Annotated in this window: 19 protein-coding genes; 7 read left to right on the top strand and 12 right to left on the bottom strand. The window is 64.7% G+C overall.

What is annotated here, in order from left to right; translation table 11 throughout:
• The first annotated feature begins 77 nt into the window (after positions 1-77).
• The gene (gene dapA, locus DELCS14_RS07040) at positions 78-1,013 is read left to right on the top strand and encodes a 4-hydroxy-tetrahydrodipicolinate synthase (RefSeq protein ID WP_013801034.1); all 936 of its coding nucleotides are present in this window, start codon (positions 78-80) and stop codon (positions 1,011-1,013) included.
• Here the strand turns inward: dapA and DELCS14_RS07035 are convergent.
• The 7 genes from DELCS14_RS07035 to DELCS14_RS07005 all read right to left on the bottom strand — a co-directional run bounded on the left by DELCS14_RS07035 (position 959) and on the right by DELCS14_RS07005 (position 7,703).
• The gene (locus DELCS14_RS07035) at positions 959-1,312 is read right to left on the bottom strand and encodes a recombinase family protein (RefSeq protein ID WP_013801033.1); all 354 of its coding nucleotides are present in this window, start codon (positions 1,310-1,312) and stop codon (positions 959-961) included. The two genes, dapA and DELCS14_RS07035, sit on opposite strands and share 55 nt — an antisense overlap.
• A gap of 5 nt (positions 1,313-1,317) precedes the next feature.
• A complete protein-coding gene (gene moaD / locus DELCS14_RS07030; RefSeq protein ID WP_013801032.1) occupies positions 1,318-1,593 on the bottom strand; it encodes a molybdopterin converting factor subunit 1 in 276 nt (91 codons plus the stop codon).
• Positions 1,590-2,825 (bottom strand): gephyrin-like molybdotransferase Glp, encoded by a 1,236-nt coding sequence (gene glp, locus DELCS14_RS07025; RefSeq protein ID WP_013801031.1) that lies wholly within the window; start codon positions 2,823-2,825, stop codon positions 1,590-1,592. The genes moaD and glp overlap by 4 nt, the downstream gene beginning before the upstream one ends.
• Before the next feature lie 9 nt (positions 2,826-2,834).
• Complete coding sequence (mobB, locus tag DELCS14_RS07020; RefSeq protein WP_013801030.1) at positions 2,835-3,395, bottom strand: molybdopterin-guanine dinucleotide biosynthesis protein B; 561 nt, start codon at positions 3,393-3,395, stop codon at positions 2,835-2,837.
• Between the two features lie 46 nt (positions 3,396-3,441).
• Positions 3,442-4,869 (bottom strand): threonine synthase, encoded by a 1,428-nt coding sequence (thrC, locus tag DELCS14_RS07015; protein ID WP_013801029.1) that lies wholly within the window; start codon positions 4,867-4,869, stop codon positions 3,442-3,444.
• Positions 4,870-5,009: 140 nt separating this feature from the next.
• Positions 5,010-6,359, bottom strand: coding sequence for a homoserine dehydrogenase (locus DELCS14_RS07010; RefSeq protein ID WP_012207018.1), 1,350 nt, complete (start codon positions 6,357-6,359; stop codon positions 5,010-5,012).
• Positions 6,360-6,467: 108 nt separating this feature from the next.
• The gene (locus DELCS14_RS07005) at positions 6,468-7,703 is read right to left on the bottom strand and encodes a pyridoxal phosphate-dependent aminotransferase (protein ID WP_013801028.1); all 1,236 of its coding nucleotides are present in this window, start codon (positions 7,701-7,703) and stop codon (positions 6,468-6,470) included.
• A gap of 170 nt (positions 7,704-7,873) precedes the next feature.
• On the opposite strand from DELCS14_RS07005, the gene DELCS14_RS07000 reads away from it, so the two are divergent.
• The 4 genes from DELCS14_RS07000 (at position 7,874) to DELCS14_RS06985 (ending at position 11,262) form a co-directional block, all read left to right on the top strand.
• Positions 7,874-8,242, top strand: coding sequence for an Mth938-like domain-containing protein (locus DELCS14_RS07000; RefSeq protein ID WP_043796605.1), 369 nt, complete (start codon positions 7,874-7,876; stop codon positions 8,240-8,242).
• Positions 8,243-8,380: 138 nt separating this feature from the next.
• Complete coding sequence (locus DELCS14_RS06995; protein ID WP_013801026.1) at positions 8,381-8,866, top strand: peroxiredoxin; 486 nt, start codon at positions 8,381-8,383, stop codon at positions 8,864-8,866.
• Between the two features lie 176 nt (positions 8,867-9,042).
• Positions 9,043-10,860, top strand: coding sequence for a PhoH family protein (locus DELCS14_RS06990; protein WP_013801025.1), 1,818 nt, complete (start codon positions 9,043-9,045; stop codon positions 10,858-10,860).
• Between the two features lie 3 nt (positions 10,861-10,863).
• The gene (locus DELCS14_RS06985; protein ID WP_013801024.1) at positions 10,864-11,262 is read left to right on the top strand and encodes a hypothetical protein; all 399 of its coding nucleotides are present in this window, start codon (positions 10,864-10,866) and stop codon (positions 11,260-11,262) included.
• Between the two features lie 73 nt (positions 11,263-11,335).
• Here DELCS14_RS06985 and dnaB read toward each other — a convergent pair whose 3' ends face one another.
• From dnaB to rpsF, 5 genes are all read right to left on the bottom strand, one after another.
• Positions 11,336-12,769, bottom strand: a complete 1,434-nt coding sequence (gene dnaB, locus DELCS14_RS06980) for a replicative DNA helicase (RefSeq protein WP_012207024.1) — start codon at positions 12,767-12,769, stop codon at positions 11,336-11,338.
• A 132-nt stretch (positions 12,770-12,901) separates the two neighbouring features.
• Positions 12,902-13,354: a 50S ribosomal protein L9 gene (rplI, locus tag DELCS14_RS06975; RefSeq protein WP_013801023.1), complete on the bottom strand. Its 453-nt coding sequence runs from the start codon at positions 13,352-13,354 to the stop codon at positions 12,902-12,904.
• A gap of 11 nt (positions 13,355-13,365) precedes the next feature.
• Positions 13,366-13,647: a 30S ribosomal protein S18 gene (gene rpsR, locus DELCS14_RS06970; protein ID WP_012207026.1), complete on the bottom strand. Its 282-nt coding sequence runs from the start codon at positions 13,645-13,647 to the stop codon at positions 13,366-13,368.
• Positions 13,648-13,665: 18 nt separating this feature from the next.
• Entirely contained in the window at positions 13,666-13,956 is a 291-nt protein-coding gene (gene priB, locus DELCS14_RS06965; RefSeq protein WP_012207027.1) for a primosomal replication protein N, read from the bottom strand.
• A gap of 26 nt (positions 13,957-13,982) precedes the next feature.
• On the bottom strand, positions 13,983-14,345 hold the full coding sequence (gene rpsF / locus DELCS14_RS06960) for a 30S ribosomal protein S6 (protein ID WP_012207028.1): 363 nt from the start codon (positions 14,343-14,345) through the stop codon (positions 13,983-13,985).
• 307 nt (positions 14,346-14,652) lie between these two features.
• On the opposite strand from rpsF, the gene grpE reads away from it, so the two are divergent.
• Together grpE and dnaK are read left to right on the top strand one after the other, a co-directional pair.
• On the top strand, positions 14,653-15,198 hold the full coding sequence (grpE, locus tag DELCS14_RS06955; RefSeq protein ID WP_013801022.1) for a nucleotide exchange factor GrpE: 546 nt from the start codon (positions 14,653-14,655) through the stop codon (positions 15,196-15,198).
• 114 nt (positions 15,199-15,312) lie between these two features.
• Entirely contained in the window at positions 15,313-17,262 is a 1,950-nt protein-coding gene (dnaK, locus tag DELCS14_RS06950) for a molecular chaperone DnaK (RefSeq protein ID WP_013801021.1), read from the top strand.
• Positions 17,263-17,321 lie beyond the last annotated feature (59 nt).

The following is a 17,321-nucleotide window of genomic DNA, read 5'->3' as shown; positions in this document are numbered from 1 at the left end:
GCCTGCCTTTCCGCCCTCGGTCTGGCCGGTAGCTGCGTCCGGTCGTTCATTGTTTGAATCACCCGAAGGGATCTTCCATGTCTTTGCCTTCCACCACCTCGCCGCAAGCCCGATTCCAGGGGCTGTGGCTTCCGCTGGTCACGCCCTTTCTTCCTGGAGATGAGGCGGCGGTGGACCACGGGGCTCTGCGCGCCCTGGTGCAGCACTACAACGCCACCGGCATCGCCGGCTACGTGGCCTGCGGCTCGACCGCCGAGGCCGCCGCGCTGAGCGAAGCGGAGCACGATGCCGCCCTGTCCACCATCCTCTCAGCGGCCCAGGGCATGCCCGTGGTCATGGGCGTTTCGGACTGCCACCTGGGGCATGCGCTGGCCCGCGTTCAGGCACTGAACGCCCTGCCGCTGGCCGGCATTCTGGTGCCCGCGCCGCATTACATACGCCCATCGCAGGCAGGCCTGCTGCAGTGGTTCACGGCGATTGCCGAGCGCAGCGCCCATCCAGTCATCGTCTACGACATTCCCTACCGCACCGGCGTGGTGCTGGAGCTGGCCACGCTGCGTGCGCTGGCCGCACATGAGCGCATCGTGGCCATCAAGGATTGCGGGGGCGATGCCGCCAAGACCCAGGCACTGATCGCCGATGGGCAACTGCAGGTGCTGGCTGGCGAAGACGCGCAGATCTTTTCCACGCTGGCCCTGGGCGGTGCGGGAGCGATTGCTGCCAGCGCGCACGCGCATACACGGCACTTCGTCGCGTTGATGCAATGCCTGGAGCGCGGCGACCTGCCCGCTGCCCGTGCGCTGTGGCAGCCGCTGCAGCCGCACATCGCCGCCTGCTTTGCCGAGCCCAATCCCGCACCCATCAAGGCCTTGCTGGCGCAGCAGGGCCGAATGCGGGCAACGCTGCGTGCGCCCATGCAGCCGGCATCGGCCGCGCTGGCGCAGCGGCTGGCCGGGATTCAGCTGCCGCTGCTGCCGTCTGCAGACGGTGTTGCAGAGCGCAGGTCGGCATAGCGGTTCAGGATGCGTTGCACCTGACCGTGCGTCCACTCGCCGCCCCGGGCCGCGGCAATGCCGCGCGCATTGAGTTCGGAGGCCATGGCGCGGTGCGTCAGGCCGCGCGCCTGCAGTTCGGCGAACAGCGCCTCATGCTGCTGGGCGAAGGCATCGGCCGTGGATTTGCGCTTTTCCACGGTGGCGCGCAGGTTGTCTGCGCCTGCACGGCCCAGTTGCACGCCGCGCGCCTTGGCTTCGGACAGGGCCTTGCGCGTGCGTGCACTGATGGCCTGGTCCACGGGCTTGTCGGTGGTCATTTGGGTCAACCTCCGGTCACGGGAGGAAAGAAAGCCACCTCGTCCCCCTGGCGAATGGCGGCCCCGGCATCGCACAGGACCTGGTTCAGCGCCATGCGCACGGCCTTGCCAGGGGCCAGCGCTTCGGCGGCTGCACCGCCACGCGCAATCAGTTCCTCACGCAGCGCGCCCACGGTGGCGGCCTCGGTGGACAGGGTTTCGCTGCCCGTGCCCAGGGCTTCGCGGATGGAGGCGAAATAGCGCACGGTGATGGTGATGGCGATGGGGACGGCCTGGCTCATGACAGCAGCTCCGAAAAGGCGATGAAGCGCACCCGGTCGCCCGGCGCAATGGCCTGGCCCGGTGGGTTGTCCACCACGCCATCGCCCCAGGCCGCCGAGGTCAGCACGCCCGAACTCTGGTTGCGGAACAGCTCCAGCCCGCCGCTGTCGTTGTAGCGCACGCGCAGGAATTCGCGGCGCTTGTCCCCGCGCGGCCAATGGAAGTCGGCGCGCACCTCGACCGAGCGCGGCAGCGCCTGCTGCACGCCCTGCAGGCGCAGCACGAAGGGGCGCACCAGCAAAAGGAAGGTGACGAAGCTGGAGACCGGGTTGCCGGGCAGGCCGATGAAGTGGGCAAAGCCTTCACCTTCGCGGTTCACACGGCCATAGGCGAAGGGCTTGCCGGGCTTGACCGCGATCTGCCAGAGGTCGAGCTGGCCCAGCGCCTGCACGGCGGGCTTGACATGGTCTTCTTCGCCGACAGACACCCCGCCGCTGGTCAGGATCAGGTCATGCGCGCGGGCCGCTTCGCGCAGGGCCTGCACGGTGGCCTCGCGCCGGTCGGGGACGATGCCGAAGTCGGTGACCTCGCAGCCCATGCGCTGCAGCAGGGCGCGAAGGAAGAATCGGTTGCTGTTGTAGATGCTGCCGGGCGGCATCTGTTCGGGCGCCACGGTGCCCGGCATGACCAGCTCGTCGCCTGTGGAGAACAAGGCCACGCGCGGCTTGCGTGCCACGCGCAAAGAGGCCAGGCCGATGCTGGCGGCCAGGCCCAGCTCGGCCGGCGACAGGCGCGTGCCGGCCGCGATGACGGTGGCGCCGCGCCGGATGTCTTCGCCAGAGCGGCGTATCCATTGCCCGGCCTCGGGCCGCGCCTTGATGCGCACGCGACCGTCTTCCAGGACTTCGCAGTCTTCCTGCATGACGATGGCATCGGCACCTTCGGGCACCGGAGCGCCCGTGAAGATGCGCGCCACCGTGCCGGCAGCCAGCGGCTGGCCCACGGCGCCTGCGGGGATGCGCTGCGAGACGGGCAGCTCGGCATTGCCCTGGGTGCATTCGGCGCTGCGCACGGCGTAGCCGTCCATGGCGCTGTTGTCCTGGGGCGGCACTTGCAGCGGAGAGACGGCATCGGCCAGCAGCACACGGCCATCGGCATCGAAGCTGTCCACGGTGTCATCGCCGGCCAGCGGCAGGGCCTGGGCCAGCAATTCGGCCAGCGCTTCGTCAAGGGGCTTGAGCGGGGCTCGCATGGTGTTTTCCTAATTTCGAGGGAGGCCTGGGGCACGGTAGCGCAGTTGCTGCGCATGCTCCAGCAGCCATTGCAGTATCTGCCCTGGCGCATTGAGATCGAGCACGGGCTGGCGTGGCGGCTCTGGCAAGCGCTGCGGTGCGTCGGTCGCAATGGCCAGCACATGGGGGTCGTGCGGATACAGCGGCGCCTGGGTCTTGCCGGCGCTGGCGCGCTCGGGCTGTTCGCGCCAGATCTCTATCTTGGGCAGGTCGGCGTGCTTGAAGCCTTCGACCAGCACCCAATCCACGCGCGGATCGAGTTCGGCCAGCATGTCGTGCACCGACAGCTCCGTGGGACGGGGGAATTCGCGCATCAGCGCCAGACGGCGATCCGAGGCCAGCACCACTTCATAGGCGCCCGCCTTGCGGTGGCGCCAGCTGTCCTTGCCCTCATGATCGACATCGAAATGGTGGTGGGCATGCTTGACCACCGAAACGCTGAGCCCCTGCGCACGCATCAGCGTGATCAGGGGCTCCACCAGGCTGGTCTTGCCCGAGCCAGAGTAGCCGGCGAAGCCTATGACCTTCATCGCCATGCCCTCCTGCTGCGGACCTTTGGGCAGCCCGGCTGCCGCATCAGTCGCAATGCCGGGCGATATAGGCCTTGACCTGCTCGGCGTCGGCCGGCAAGTCGGTCACGCGCTTGGGCAGGTCCTCGATGCCTTCGAACTTGGCCGGGCGATCGGGCAGGCGGCCCAGGGCTTCCTCGATGGTGGCGGCGAACTTGATGGGCAGTGCCGTCTCCAGCACGATCATGGGCACGCCGGCCTGCAGCTGCTCGCGCGCCACCTTGACGCCGTCGGCCGTGTGCGTGTCGATCATGGTGCCGAAGCGCTCGAAGGTATCGCGGATGGTGGCCAGGCGGTCGGCATGCGTGCTCTTGCCGCTGACAAAGCCGTAGCGGGCAGCAGCTTCCTGGAACAGCGGGTTGCCGCCCAGGTCGAAGCGGCCCTGGCGTGCCACGCCCTCGGCGAACAATTCGCGCGTGGCCTGGCCATCACGGCCCAGCAGGTCGAACACGAAGCGCTCGAAGTTGCTGGCCTTGGAGATGTCCATCGAGGGGCTTGATGTCTCGTAGGTATGTTCGCTGCCGCGCACCACGTAGGCGCCCGTGCGGAAGAACTCGTCGAGCACATCGTTCTCGTTGGTCGCCACCACCAGGCGTGCGATCGGCAGGCCCATCTGGCGCGCCACATGGCCGGCGCAGATGTTGCCGAAGTTGCCGCTGGGCACCGTGAAGCTGACCTTCTGGTCATTGCTCTGCGTGGCCTGCAGGTAACCGGCGAAGTAGTAGACGACCTGGGCCAGCAGGCGGGCCCAGTTGATCGAGTTGACCGTGCCGATCTTGTACTTCGCCTTGAAGGCGTGGTCGTTGGAGACGGCCTTGACGATGTCCTGGCAGTCGTCGAACACGCCCTCGATGGCGATGTTGTGGATGTTGGCATCCTGCAGGCTGAACATCTGGGCCTGCTGGAAAGGGCTCATGCGGCCGCGCGGGCTGGTCATGAACACGCGCACACCCTGCTTGCCGCGCATGGCGTACTCGGCCGCGCTGCCGGTATCGCCACTGGTGGCACCCAGGATGTTCAGTTCCTCGCCACGGCGGCCCAGTTCGTACTCGAACAGGTTGCCCAGCAGCTGCATGGCCATGTCCTTGAAGGCCAGCGTGGGGCCGTTGGACAGGGCTTCGAGCCACAGGCCGTCTTCCAGCGCGCGCAGCGGCGTGATCTCGGCCGTGCCGAACACCTGCTGCGTATAGGTCTTGGCGCACAGGGCGCGCAGATCCTCGGCCGGGATGTCGTCGATGTACAGGCTCAGGATCTCGAAGGCCAGGGCCGCGTAGCCCTGCTCCTTGTAGATGCTGCGCAGCTCGCCCAGGCGGGCGGCATCGATCTGCGGATAGTGCTCGGGCAGGTACAGCCCGCCATCGGGCGCCAGGCCCTCGAGCAGGATGTCGCAAAAGCGCTTGCGGTCCGCGTGGCCGCGCGTGGAAAGATAAAGCATGTCGCTTCCTCGTCAGTATTCTGTGAGACGGGGCGCGGCCGATGCCAGGGATGCCGAGCAAGGGCCGCCCCGCAGCGAGGGCGTCGTCCCCCTCCCGCGTGCGAGAGAGGGGGAAGCGGCGCAGCCGCTCAGGGGGTGTCTTAGTTCAACTCTTCCTTGCGGATGCGGTTGATAGGGGCCAGCACCGTGGGCAGTTGCTGGATCTGGGCCAGGGCCGTGTCCATATCGCCTTCGCGCGTGGCATGGGTCAGGATGATCAGGTCGGTCTGCGGCACGCCCTGGCTGCCTTCGCTGTCGCCGCTCACTTCGCCGGCCTCCCGCTGCAGCAGGGCGTCGATGCTGATGCCCATGCCCGCGAGGATGCTGGTGATCTTGGCCAGCACACCGGCTTCGTCGGCCACGCGGATGCGCAGGTAGTAGCTGGTGACCACCTCGCTCATGGGCAGCACGGGCAGCTCGCCACCTGCGGCGACCAGCGTGTTCGACTGGAAGGCCAGCGGGGGCACGCGGTGCTCGGGGTCGGCCGTGTGCAGGCGGGCGATGTCCACCAGGTCGGCGATCACGGCGCTGGCCGTGGGCTCGGAGCCCGCGCCCTTGCCGTAGTACAGCGTGGTGCCCACGGCATCGCCATGGACGACGACGGCGTTCATCGCGCCTTCCACGTTCGCGATCAGGCGCTTGGTCGGCACCAGGCTGGGGTGCACGCGCAGCTCGATGCCCTTGTCCGTGCGCTTGGTGATGCCCAGCAGCTTGATGCGGTAGCCCAGTTGCTCGGCGTACTTGATGTCGGCCGCAGACAGCTTGGTGATGCCTTCCACATGCGCCTTGTCGAACTGCACGGGAATGCCGAAGGCGATGGCGCTCATCAGCGTGACCTTGTGGGCGGCGTCCACGCCTTCGATGTCGAAGGTCGGATCGGCTTCGGCATAGCCCAGGCGCTGGGCTTCCTTGAGCACCACGTCGAAGTCCAGGCCCTTGTCGCGCATTTCGGACAGGATGAAGTTGGTCGTGCCGTTGATGATGCCGGCCACCCACTGGATCTGGTTGGCCGTCAGGCCTTCGCGCAGCGCCTTGATGATGGGAATGCCACCGGCCACGGCCGCTTCGTAGGCCACCATCACGCCCTTCTCGGCGGCAGCCTTGAAGATTTCGCTGCCATGCACGGCCAGCAGGGCCTTGTTGGCCGTGACCACATGCTTGCCGGCGGCAATGGCTTCCAGCACCAGGGCCTTGGCAATGCCGTAGCCGCCGATCAGCTCGATCACCACGTCGATCTCGGGGTTGGCGATGATCTCGCGCGCATCGCCGACCACCTTGGCCGTGTCGCCCACGACGGAGCGGGCGCGTTCCGTATCCAGGTCGGCCACCATGGCAATCTCAATACCGCGGCCCGCACGGCGGCGGATCTCTTCCTGATTGCGCTGCAGCACGTTGAAGGTGCCGCTGCCCACGGTGCCAATGCCCAGAAGGCCTACTTGGATCGGTTTCATAAACTACTTGCCAGTCAAAAAACGCTGCGGCGCCCAGAGGGTGCGCGCCGGCAGCCGGTAAAAAGCAATGGCCGGCGGAAGGCCCTCTCCTCCACCGGCCCGCACAGCTCAGCCGCGGTCCGTGCCGTGGCGCTTGCGGTATTTCTCGAGGAACACTGCGAGACGGCGGATGGCCTCGCGCAGGTCGGTGTCGTGCGGCAGGAAGACGATGCGGAAATGGTCGGGGTGCGGCCAGTTGAAGCCTGTTCCCTGCACCAGCATGACCTTGGTCTCTTGCAGCACTTCCAGGAAGAACGCCTGGTCATCCTTGATCGGGTAGATCTCGGGGTCCAGGCGCGGGAACATGTACAGCGCGGCTTGCGGCTTGACGCAGCTCACGCCGGGGATTTCGGTGATCAGCTTGTGGGCCAGATCGCGCTGCACGCGCAGTCGGCCGCCCTCCTGCACCAGCTCGTCGATGCTCTGGTGGCCGCCCAGCGCCGTCTGCACGGCCCATTGGCCGGGCACATTGGCGCACAGGCGCATGTTGGAGAGCATGTTCAGGCCCTCGATATAGTCCCGGGCCGCCTTCTTGTCGCCCGAGACCACCATCCAGCCGGCGCGGTAGCCGCAACTGCGATAGGCCTTGGACAGCGAGTTGAAGGTCAGCGTCAGCACATCGGTGGACAGGCTGGCGAGCGGCGTGTGCACGACATCGTCGTACAGCACCTTGTCATAGACCTCATCGGCAAAGATCACCAGCCCATGCTCGCGGGCCAGCGCCACGATGCTTTGCAGCAGCTGCTTGCTGTACAGGGCGCCCGTGGGGTTGTTGGGATTGATGACGACGATGCCCTTGGTGCGCGGCGTGATCTTGGCGCGGATGTCGTCCAAGTCGGGCATCCAGCCGTTGGACTCGTCACACATATAGTGCACGGGCGTGCCGCCCGACAGGCTGGTGACGGCGGTCCACAGCGGATAGTCGGGCGCCGGCAGCAGCATCTCGTCGCCGTCGTCCAGCAGCGCGTTCGTGGCCAGGCTGATCAGCTCGGATGCGCCATTGCCCAGGTAGATATCGTCCAGCGTCACGCCCAGGATGCCCTGGCGCTGGGTCTCGTGCATCACGGCCTTGCGCGCCGCGAAGATGCCCTTGCTGTCCGAGTAGCCTGCCGAATTGGGCAGGTTGCGGATCATGTCCTGCTGCACTTCCTCGGGGGCATCGAAGCCGAACACGGCCAGGTTGCCGATATTGAGCTTGATGATCTTCTGCCCGTCCTCTTCCATCTTCTTCGCCGCGTCCATGATGGGCCCGCGGATGTCATAACAGACGTTGGCTAGTTTTGCGGATTTGAGAACGGTTTTCATGCTGAGAATATGAAAGTGGCCGGCGCGGGCTTGCGGCCTTCATGCACGCCAAAGTGCCCCATGCACCCTGGTGAAACCTATAATTTGACCACAGTTCCGCAATGCAGCATCGCCCTGGCCCCGGCCATGTGGCGGCCACCCCCATCGCGCAGACCGCGCCACCCTCATCCATGAAATTCCACGCCGACAAATCCGAAGCACAGAGCATCACGGGCTATGGCCCCGGCTGGGTCGCCGTGGACAGGGAAAGATTCGAGCACAGCCTGCTGGTAGGCGCCAAGGGCCTGCGCCAGGCCTGGGACTGCGTCCGCTTCGAGGACCTGACGCCCGAGCATTTCGAGGCGCTGTCCCAACTGGATGCCGAGGTCATCATCCTGGGCAGCGGCCAGCGCAACCGCTTCCCGCCGGCGGCCTGGCTGCGCCCCCTCATGGCCCGGCGCATAGGCCTGGAAAGCATGGACACGCAGGCCGCGTGTCGCACCTACAACATCCTTGCCAGCGAAGGCCGTAACGTCGTCGCGGCCCTACTCTTGGAGTAGACTCCTGCCCCCCTGATTGGGTGAAATCCCGTTTTCAGGGTAAAATTGCAGGTTGCGGTTGGGGGCATTTCCGATAAAAGCAAAAACACAAACACGGCCCTCGGCATTTCAACGACTACACCCGAGAGATATAAGCGCATGGCGATCGTTGTCAACAAACCCCTTCCCGAATTTGAAGCCAACGCTACCGGCGGGATCAAGGTGACCAACACCTCCCACACGGGCCAGATTCTGATCCTGTATTTCTACCCAAAGGACAATACGCCTGGCTGCACCACTGAAGCCATGCAGTTCCGCGACAAGTACAAGGACTTCGTGAAAGCTGGTGCCACCGTGTTTGGCGTCTCGCGCGACAACATGAAGTCGCACGACGACTTCAAGGAAAAGCTGGAACTGCCGTTCGAGCTCATCGCCGACACGGAAGAGAAGATGTGCCACATGTTCGGCGTGGTCAAGAACAAGATCATGTACGGCAAGAAGGTGAAGGGCATCGAGCGCTCCACCTTCCTGGTGGGCACCGATGGCCTGCTGGTGCAGGAATGGCGCGGCCTGAAGGTCCCCGGCCACGTTGACGAGGTGCTCAAGGCTGTCAAGACCCTGAAGGCACTGAAGCAAGCCGCCTGATAGCGACAATCTGACAGGCGACAAAGCGCCGGCCGACATATTCAGGCCATCAGCCTATGCATAATGGGACGATGCCTCTTAGCAAAGACGCTTTTCCCTGTCACCCCACCAAAGCCGCCTCGGTTTCCAGGCGGCTTTGTGCTTTTTGATCCCTGTTGAGGAACGGTTCGTCCACTATGCCCCTGCCCCCCGCACCCGGCCGCCGTGCCGCCAAGCTCTCCCCCGAAGCCTTTCTTCCCGTGCGCGGTGCCCAGCACGCAGACCCCCTGCCCGCTGACGATCTTCCCGATGCAGCCGAGGCCGTAGCTGCCGCCGCGACGCGCAAGCGCAAGCCGGCCCCCGCTGCCGCCTCCAACAACACCGCCACAGCCGCAAAGCCCGCACCGGCGCGCGGCCGCAACACCAAGCCCGCATCACCGGCACCGGCACCGGCTCCTGCGCCCGCGACTGCAGCCCCTGCCAATCGGCAGCGCCGCGCAACCGACAATTCCAACGCAACGGCAGCGCCGTCCAGCGCCCGCTCGGCAAAAAGGTCCTCCACTGAAGCCAAGCCGGCAGCACTGCTGGCAGCGCCGGTTCGCCCGCGCCGCACTCGCACAGGGCCGAAGACGCTGTTCGTGCTCGACACCAACGTGCTGCTGCACGACCCGACCAGCCTGTTCCGCTTCGAGGAACACGACATCTTCCTGCCCATGGTGGTGCTGGAAGAACTCGACGGCCACAAGAAGGGCATGACCGAAGTGGCGCGCAACGGCCGCCAGGTCAGTCGCACGCTGGATTCGCTGGTCGCCTCCCAGCCCTCCGAAACGCTGGACAAGGGCCTGCCGCTGAATGCCACGGGCCAGCGCAGCGCCACGGGAATGCTGTATTTCCAGACGGAACCGCTGGAGACCTCGCTGCCCGACAGCCTGCCCCAGGGCAAGGCGGACAACCAGATCCTGGGCGTGGTCGCCGCGCTGCGCAAGAAGTTCAGCGAGCGCGAAGTCGTGCTGGTGTCCAAGGACATCAACATGCGCGTCAAGGCACGCGCGCTGGGCCTGGCGGCCGAGGACTATCAGAACGACAAGGTTCTGGACGACGGCGACCTGCTGTACGCAGGTGCCCTGGCCCTGCCCCAGGACTTCTGGGCCAAGGCGGGCAAGAACGTCGAGAGCTGGCAGGAAGGCGCCATCACCTACTACCGCATCAGCGGCGCCATCGTCGACCAGCTGATGATCAACCAGTTCGTCTACCACGAGGCTCCGGGCGAGCCCAGCCTGTTCATGCGCGTGACCGAGATCCGCGACAAGACGGCCGTACTCAAGACGCTCAAGGACTTCGGCAATCCCAAGTACGCCGTCTGGGGCGTCACGGCACGCAACCGCGAACAGAACTTCGCGATGAACCTGCTGATGAACCCGGACATCGACCTGGTCACGCTGACCGGTACGGCCGGCACCGGCAAGACCCTGCTGGCCCTGGCTGCCGGCCTGTCCCAGGTGCTGGACGACCGCCGCTACACCGAGATCATCATGACGCGCGCCACGGTGAGCGTGGGCGAGGACATCGGCTTCCTGCCCGGCACCGAGGAAGAGAAGATGGGTCCCTGGATGGGAGCCCTCGACGACAACCTCGAATTCCTGGCCAAGGGCGATGGCGGCAATGCCGGCGAATGGGGCCGCGCGGCCACCAATGAGCTGATCCGCAGCCGCATCAAGATCAAGAGCATGAACTTCATGCGCGGCCGCACCTTCCTGAACAAGTACGTCATCATCGACGAGGCCCAGAACCTGACGCCCAAGCAGATGAAGACCCTGATCACGCGCGCCGGCCCCGGCACCAAGATCATCTGCATGGGCAATCTGGCGCAGATCGATACGCCCTACCTGACCGAAGGCTCCTCGGGCCTGACCTACGCCGTGGACCGCTTCAAGGGCTGGCCGCACAGCGGCCACATCACGCTGGCGCGCGGCGAGCGTTCACGCCTGGCAGACTTCGCCAGCGAGGTGCTCTAAGCCATGGCGATCAGCTGGATCACCGCATTGAAGCTGGTGCCCTGGGGCGATGTCATCGAGGCCACGCCCCAGGTCGTCAAGGCCGCCAAGAACCTGCTGCGCAAGAAGGACGCTGCGCAGGAGCTCGATGCACAGCATCCTGCGGCCGTCGAGCCGCTGGCACCGCCGCGCTCGGCTGGCGAACAGGCGCTGCAGCTGATCCAGGCCCAGGACGCACGCATCGTGCAACTGGAACAATCCCAGCGCCAGTCGCTGGAGTTGATCGAAAAGCTGGCCGAGCAGAACGCCCAGATCGTGGCCACCGTGGGCGCACTGCGCACGGGCGCCCAGCGGCTGGCCTGGGCATGCGCCATCCTTGGCGTCTGCGTGGCGGGCCTGCTGATCCAGGTCTGGCGCATGTAGATCGCCAACCACCCAAAGCAAACGGCCCCTCGGGGCCGTTTTTCATTGCGGGCACAAAGCCCGGGTATCCCGATCAGTACTCGTCGCCGCCACCGTAGCCCACGGCCAGGTTCTCGAAGCGCGTCTGGTTCTTCTGGAAGAACACCTTCACCGTTCCCGTGGGACCGTTACGCTGCTTGCCGATGATGACTTCGGCAATGTTCGGCTCCTTGCTGTCCTTGTTGTAGTAGTCATCACGGTAGATGAACATGATGATGTCGGCATCCTGCTCGATGGCGCCCGATTCGCGCAGGTCGGACATCATGGGACGCTTGTCGGTGCGCTGCTCCACCGAGCGGTTGAGCTGGGACAGGGCAATCACCGGGCACTGCAGTTCCTTGGCCAGCATTTTCAGGCCCCGCGAAATCTCGCCCAGCTCGGTCGCACGGTTGTCGGAACTGGCAGCCGAGCCCGAGCCGCTCATCAGCTGCAAATAGTCCACCACGATCAGGCCCAGCTTGCCGCAGGTGCGCGCCAGGCGCCGCGCATTGGCGCGCAGTTCCGTGGGGGACAGGCCCGGTGTCTCGTCGATGTGCAGGGACACCGTGCGCAGTCGCTCGATGGCTTCCGTCAGGCGCGGCCACTCGTCGTCGTTGAGCTTGCCCGTGCGCAGATTGCCCTGGTTGACGCGGCCGATGGAGCCGACGATACGAACCGCCAGCTGGGCCGCGCCCATTTCCATCGAGAAAATGGCGACCGGCAGGCCCTCGTTGAGCGCCACATGCTCGGCGATATTCACCGCAAACGAGGTCTTGCCCATCGAGGGACGGGCAGCCAGCACCACCAGGTCACCGGCCTGCAGGCCGCTGGTCATGCGGTCCAGATCGACGAAACCAGTGGGCACGCCGGTCACGTCCATGGGGTTGTCGGCCATCTCCTGGACACGGTCCAGCAGGTCCACCACCAGCGTGTCGAGCGACTGGAAGCCCTGCTTGTTGCGCGCACCCTCCTCGCCGATGGCCAGGATCTTCTGCTCGGCCTCGTCCAGAATGCGATCGACCGTCTTGCCCTGCGGATTGAAGGCATTGGTGGCGATGTCGTCGCTGGCGGTCACCAGTTTGCGCAGGATGGAGCGCTCCCGCACGATCTCCGCATAGCGCCGGATGTTGGTGGCGCTGGGCACGTACTGCGCCAGCTGGTTCAGGTACAGCAGGCCGCCGATTTCCTCGGCCTTGCCCATGCTCTGCAAATGCTCGTAGACCGTGATCACGTCGGCCGGCTTGCTGCCGTTGATCAGCTTGCCAATGGCCTCGTAGATCAGCTTGTGCTCATGGCGGTAGAAATCACCATCCACCAGCAGATCACCAACACGCTCCCAGGCGTTGTTGTCCAGCAGCAGCCCCCCTAGAACGCTGGACTCGGACTCCATCGAATGCGGCGGCACGCGCAACTGGGCCACCTGCTGGTCGCCAGCAGGCAGCGGTGCGAACGCATCATCGAGATCGAGCGGGGGCATTACGGACGACATGGAATTCCTGGAGATGAGCCCGCCATCGTAGCGGCTGGCAAAAGGCCGCGCCACCCGGCGTCATCACCCTGGCACGGCAAAGCAAAAAGCCGCCCTAAGGCGGCTTTTTGGTGATACGGGACAAGCCCCGGATCAGGAGTGGTCGCCGTAGACCGACACCGTCACTTCGACGCTGACGTCGGTGTGCAGTGCCACGACCACGGTGGCGTCGCCCACGGTCTTGATGGGACCGTTGACCAGGCGAACTTGCGACTTGGCAACGGCAAAGCCGGCCTTGGTCAGTTCTTCGGCGATGTCGGCGTTGGTCACCGAACCGAACAGGCGGCCGTCAACGCCAGCCTTCTGGGTCAGCTTGACGTTTGCGCCGTTGAGCTTTTCGCCCAGTTGCTGAGCGGCAGCCAGCTTTTCAGCCGCTTGCTTTTCCAGTTCGACGCGCTTGGCTTCGAACTCGGCCTTGGCGGAAGCCGTGGCACGACGGGCAGCGCCCGTGGGGATCAGGAAGTTGCGGGCGTAGCCGTCTTTGACCTTGACGATGTCGCCGAGGCCACCGAGGTTCACAACCTTGTCGAGCAGAATGACTTGCATGGTTGTATTCCTTAGATCTTGTGCTGGTCAGAGTAAGGAACCAGAGCCAGGAAGCGGGCGCGCTTGATGGCCGTGTTCAGCTGACGCTGGTAGATGGCGCGCGTGCCGGTCAGGCGAGCGGGCACGATCTTGCCGTTTTCACCGATGAAGTCACGCAGGGTGTCCACATCCTTGTAGTCGATTTCTTCGACGCCGGCGACGGTGAAGCGGCAGAAGCGCTTGCGCTTGAACAGCAGCGACTGCGTGTTGCGCTTGGGGCGCTTGTCCTTGTTGAATTTCTTGAACGTGGCCATTTCTGGACCTCTTGAAAATTAGTTTTGTTGAATGTCCTGGATGTGGAAAACCAGCAATTTGCCGTTGCGGGGCGTTGCCAGGAAGCCTTGGAACTTCCACTGGCTGCCGAGCGCCTGGCGGGCCAGCTTTTCAGCCAGCGCGCCAAAGGCCACCGCCTTGACAGATGCCGTCACGCTGCGTTCGCTTCCTGCTTCCTTTTGCCGCGACGCGTGTTCGAGTCGCAGTTCAAGGGCGGGCAGCCCTGCCGGCGTGTAGCGCAGTGCTTGAAGCTCTGCGATGGCGGCCGTCAGTGCAACGTGGTTCTCCACTCCTTCAGGTTCTGAAAGGGCTGGGCTCAGGCCTGTTCGGTCTGGCTGGCCTTGCGGGCTTCTTCACGCTCGACGGTCTTCATCATCGAGGAAGGCGCAGTGTCGGCCTTCTTCTTCTGAACCGTCAGGTGACGCAGCACGGCATCGTTGAACTTGAAGGCATGCTCCAGCTCAGCCATCACAGCCTGGTCGGCTTCGATGTTCAGGCACAGGTAGTGGGCCTTGGCGAGCTTGTTGATCATGTAAGCCAGTTGGCGACGGCCCCAGTCTTCTTCGCGATGGACCTTGCCACCGCCAGCGGTGATCATGCCCTTGTAGCGTTCCAGCATGGCGGGAACCTGCTCGCTCTGATCCGGGTGGATCAACAAAACGATTTCGTAATGACGCATATCGACTCCTTTTGGGAAAACGCCGCCCACTGCGTCTTGTAGCGGTGCGGCAAGGCAAAGCATTGGATTCTAGCGCAGCCCTCTTCCATCTGTACACTCCGCACTGCCCGAGACCCCGGATTCGTGTGGGGCTTTTGCCCCTTCGCCCGGCTTTTGCCCCCACCGTGTGCACCTGCAGTGCGCATGCACAGGCACAAAGCCCTTGAAAATACACCGATCCGCTCGCATCTCGATTCAAGATCGTGCAATCGCCAAGTCTGGCCTCCAGCGCGGCGATCTTTTTGTTTTGTAGCTGAAGTCTCCATCCATGTCCGAACAAAACTCCAACCCCTTTCAAGACGCAGCCCCGGAAGAAATCGAAGCCGCCATGGCGGCCAACGCCGCCGACGAGCTGCAGCGCCTGCAGGCCGAGCTGGCCGAACTCAAGGCCAAGAGCGCCGAGCTGGCTGACCAGTTCCTGCGCGCCAAGGCCGAGGCAGAGAATGTGCGCCGCCGCGCGGAAGACGAAGTGTCCAAGGCCCGCAAGTTCAGCATCGAGAGCTTTGCCGAAAGCCTGCTGCCCGTCTGCGACAGCCTGGATGCCGCACTGGCCATCCAGCAGGCCACGCCGGAGCAGCTGCGCGAAGGCGCCGACGCCACGCTGCGCCAGCTGACCTCGGCCCTGGAGCGCAACAAGGTCGTGACCATCAACCCGGCAGCCGGCGAGAAATTCGACCCCAACCTGCACCAGGCCATCAGCATGGTGCCTGCCCAGCAGGAAGCCAACACCGTGGTGTCGGTGCTGCAAAAGGGCTACCTGATTGCCGACCGTATCCTGCGCCCGGCCCTCGTGACCGTGGCCCAGCCCCAGTAAGCGTGCGCTCACGGCATCGCTGACAAAAAAGAGGCAAAGCCCCTTGAAGCAGCGCCTGCCGGCCACAAGTTAGCAGTCATTCAAACATTTCACAGAACGCGGAGAGAACTCAAAATGGGAAAAATCATCGGTATTGACCTGGGCACCACCAACAGCTGCGTGGCCATCATGGACGGCAACACCACGCGCGTGATCGAGAACAGCGAAGGTGCACGCACCACGCCTTCGATCATTGCCTACCAGGAAGACGGCGAGATCCTCGTCGGCGCCTCGGCCAAGCGCCAGGCCGTCACCAACCCCCGCAACACCATCTACGCCGCCAAGCGCCTGATCGGCCGCAAATTCGACGAGAAGGAAGTGCAAAAGGACATCGACCTGATGCCCTACACCATCTCGCGTGCCGACAACGGCGACGCCTGGGTGGAAGTGCGCGGCCAGAAGCTGGCCCCGCCGCAGATTTCCGCCGAAGTGCTGCGCAAGATGAAGAAGACCGCCGAGGACTACCTGGGCGAGCCCGTGACCGAGGCCGTGATCACCGTGCCCGCGTACTTCAACGACGCCCAGCGCCAGGCCACCAAGGATGCCGGCCGCATCGCCGGCCTGGAAGTCAAGCGCATCATCAACGAGCCCACGGCAGCTGCGCTGGCCTTCGGCCTGGACAAGATCGACAAGGGCGACCGCAAGATCGCGGTGTATGACCTGGGCGGCGGCACGTTTGACGTGTCCATCATCGAAATCGCCGATGTGGACGGCGAAAAGCAGTTCGAAGTGCTGTCCACCAACGGCGACACGTTCCTGGGCGGCGAAGACTTCGACCAGCGCATCATCGACTACATCATCACCGAGTTCAAGAAGGACCAGGGCGTTGATCTGGCCAAGGACGTGCTGGCCCTGCAGCGCCTGAAGGAAGCCGCCGAGAAGGCCAAGATCGAGCTGTCGAACTCGGCCCAGACCGACATCAACCTGCCCTACATCACGGCCGATGCCTCGGGTCCCAAGCACCTGAACATCAAGCTGACCCGCTCCAAGCTGGAAAGCCTGGTCGAAGACCTGATCGAGCGCACCATTGCGCCCTGCCGCACGGCCATCAAGGACGCAGGCGTGTCCGTGTCCGACATCGATGACGTGATCCTGGTCGGCGGCATGTCCCGCATGCCCAAGGTGCAGGAGAAGGTCAAGGAATTCTTCGGCAAGGAACCCCGCAAGGACGTGAACCCCGACGAAGCCGTGGCCGTGGGCGCCGCCGTGCAGGGCCAGGTTCTGTCGGGCGACCGCAAGGACGTGCTGCTGCTGGACGTGACGCCGCTGTCGCTGGGCATCGAGACGCTGGGTGGCGTGATGACCAAGATGATCACCAAGAACACGACCATCCCGACGAAGTTCGCGCAGACCTTCTCGACGGCCGACGACAACCAGCCGGCCGTGACCATCAAGGTGTTCCAGGGTGAGCGCGAGATGGCTTCGGGCAACAAGATGCTGGGCGAGTTCAACCTCGAAGGCATTCCGCCCGCAGCGCGTGGCGTGCCGCAGATCGAAGTGGCCTTTGACATCGACGCCAACGGCATCCTGAACGTGTCCGCCAAGGACAAGGCATCGGGCAAGGAAAACAAGATCACCATCAAGGCGAACTCGGGCCTGTCCGAGGACGAGATCCAGAAGATGGTGAAGGACGCCGAGCTGAACGCAGCCGACGACAAGAAGAAGCTGGAACTGGTCCAGGCCCGCAACCAGGGCGAAGCTGCCGTGCACAGCGTCAAGAAGAGCCTGGGCGAGCATGGCGACAAGCTCGACGCTGGCGAGAAGACCGCCATCGAGAGCGCCGTCAAGGACCTGGAAGAGGCCCTGAAGGGCGAGGACAAGGACGCCATCGACGCCAAGACCACGGCGCTGATGACGGCCAGCCAGAAGCTCGGCGAGAAGATGTACGCCGATGCGCAGGCAGCCAGCGGCCCCGAGGCAGCAGCAGCCGCCGCCGCGGCCGGTGCAGCAGGCGCCTCGGCCGGTGCAGCAGCCGCTGACGACAACGTCGTTGACGCCGAAGTCAAGGAAGTCAAGAAGGACTGAACCCAGCGCGTGGTCCCTTGACGACCGCTTGCCGCCGCGCTCGGCCCTGCCAAGGGGCT

The organism is Delftia sp. Cs1-4 (assembly GCF_000214395.1).
Lineage (GTDB): Bacteria > Pseudomonadota > Gammaproteobacteria > Burkholderiales > Burkholderiaceae_C > Comamonas > Comamonas acidovorans.
This window is presented reverse-complemented; position numbering and strand designations above follow the sequence as displayed.